Origin of the sequence: Streptomyces sp. KR55 (assembly GCF_052245645.1) — a bacterium.
Lineage (GTDB): Bacteria > Actinomycetota > Actinomycetes > Streptomycetales > Streptomycetaceae > Streptomyces > Streptomyces flavusporus.
In genome coordinates this window covers 1-1,917 of record NZ_JBQQCE010000855.1, presented here as the reverse complement: position 1 = coordinate 1,917, position 1,917 = coordinate 1, and the positions used below count along the sequence as shown (strand labels likewise).

Genomic DNA, 1,917 nt, shown 5'->3' with positions numbered 1-1,917 from the left:
GGACAGCTGGCCGTCCTCGAGCGGGCCGGGGTGGTCGACGCCGGAGGACGCGGGCTGGTGGCGGTGCTGGCGGCGCTGGTGGAGACGTTCACGGGGGAGGCGCCGGGCACGGTGGCGGTGTCGGCTTCTGTGCGGCACGCGCGCGTGGGGTCCGACACATGGCAGGCACCTCGGGGCGGACCGGTCGCCGACGATGCGGCGGAGTGTGCGGACGGGGTGACGGAGGGCGGTCCCGCGTACGAGGTGATCTACCTCCTGGAGGCCGACGACACATCCGTGGCGCGGCTGCGGCAACGGCTCGACGCGCTCGGGGACTCGCTCGTGGTCGTGGGCGGGGACGGGCTGTGGAACGTCCACGTGCACGTGGACGACGCCGGCGCCGCCGTGGAGGCGGGCGTCGAGGCCGGGCGGCCGTACCGGATCCGGATCACGCACTTCGCGGCCGACGACGTGCACACCTCTCGCGGGGAGCGGCCGACCCGGGAGCGGGCCGAGCGAGCCGTGGTGGCCGTCGTACCCGGCGAGGGCCTGGCCGGGCTGTACGCCGAGGCGGGCGCGACGACTGTGCTCGCGCGCCCCGGGGAGCCGCCCGCGAGCGGGGAGCTCGTCGAGGCCGTACGGCGGGCGCACGCGCGCGAGGTCGTCCTGCTGCCCAACGACGCCGAGCTGCGCCACACCGCGGCCGCGGCGGCCGAGCAGGCCCGTGCGGAGGGCATCCGGGTGGCCCTCATCCCCACGCGCTCCGCGGTCCAGGGCATCGCGGCGCTCGCGGTGCACGAGCCGGAGCGCCGCTTCGACGAGGACGTCGTGTCGATGACGTCGGCGGCGGGCTCGACCCGCTACGGCGAGGTCGTCGTCGCGGAACGCCAGTCCTGGACCATGGCCGGCATCTGCCAGGCCGGTGACGTCCTCGGCCTCATCGACGGGGACGTCGCCGTGATCGGGTCGGACGTCACCGCCACCGCCGAGTCCGTCCTCGACCGGATGCTCGCGGCCGGCGGGGAACTGGTGACCCTCGTCCTCGGCGACGAGGTTCCCGAGTCCGTGGCCGAGCGTCTGGAGGCCCGGGTGAGGGAGGCGTATCTTGCCGTCGACACGGTGGTGTACCGGGGCGGGCGGCAGGGGGCGCTGCTGCTCATAGGGGTGGAGTAGGGCCCGTCGGTGGAGTCGGGCTCATCGGTGGAGGGCCCGTCGCTCCCTGCCTCCGTGGGCTTTCGTTCAACGATCCTCCTGTTCCTCCACCACCCGCAGCAGCTGCTCGGCCTCCGCCCGCCGCGCCCGAGCGACGTCGGTCTCGTCGACGGCATCCGCGTACGCGGCCAGTACGGCACGCGCGCGTGCGGCCGACTCCGCGCTGCGGCCCAGGTCGGCCGCCAGCCAGCCCGCGGCGAGTTCGGCACCGGTACGGCTGTGCACGGCGGCGTCCCCGAGCGAGGCGAACACCGTGACGGCCTGCGCCACTTGGGCCAGGGCCTCCGCGAACGCGGCCTGGATCGAGCCGTCCCCGGCGTCCTCGGCGGACGAGCGGGCCAGCAGATCGCCGAACTGGCGGTGCGTGTCGCCCAGTTCGGCGGTCAGCCGCTGCTGCGCGTCCTCGTCGGCCGTGGCATCCAGCGCCCGCTCGCACTCGCCGAGGGCGAGCGTCATCAGCTCCCGTGCCGTGTCCGTGCCGTCCTCCGTGCGCAGGGCGAGCCACGCGCGGGCGCGCAGCGAGCGGACCAGACCGTGGACGTTGCCGAGGGAACGCCACAGGTCGCCCGCGCGCGCGTACGCCCGGTCCGCCTCGGCGGGCAGCCCCGCCTGTCCGAGGGACTCGGCGGCGAGGTGGGCGAGGGTCGCGTGGTCCTGCTGCTCGGGCCAGTGCCGGGCGATCTCGGCGGCCTGCAGTCGGCGCTCGGCGGAGGCGCGGTGCTCCCC

The 1,917-nt window shown here is 75.8% G+C and carries 1 protein-coding gene and 1 pseudogene; one reads left to right on the top strand and one right to left on the bottom strand.

What is annotated here, in order from left to right:
- Positions 1 to 1,152: DAK2 domain-containing protein (locus tag ACTWQJ_RS50970; protein ID WP_443313130.1), on the top strand; the 1,152-nt coding region annotated here is incomplete at its 5' end.
- Between the two features lie 66 nt (positions 1,153 to 1,218).
- Here ACTWQJ_RS50970 and ACTWQJ_RS50965 read toward each other — a convergent pair.
- A pseudogene (locus ACTWQJ_RS50965) lies at positions 1,219 to 1,917 on the bottom strand (tetratricopeptide repeat protein); the annotation flags it as partial.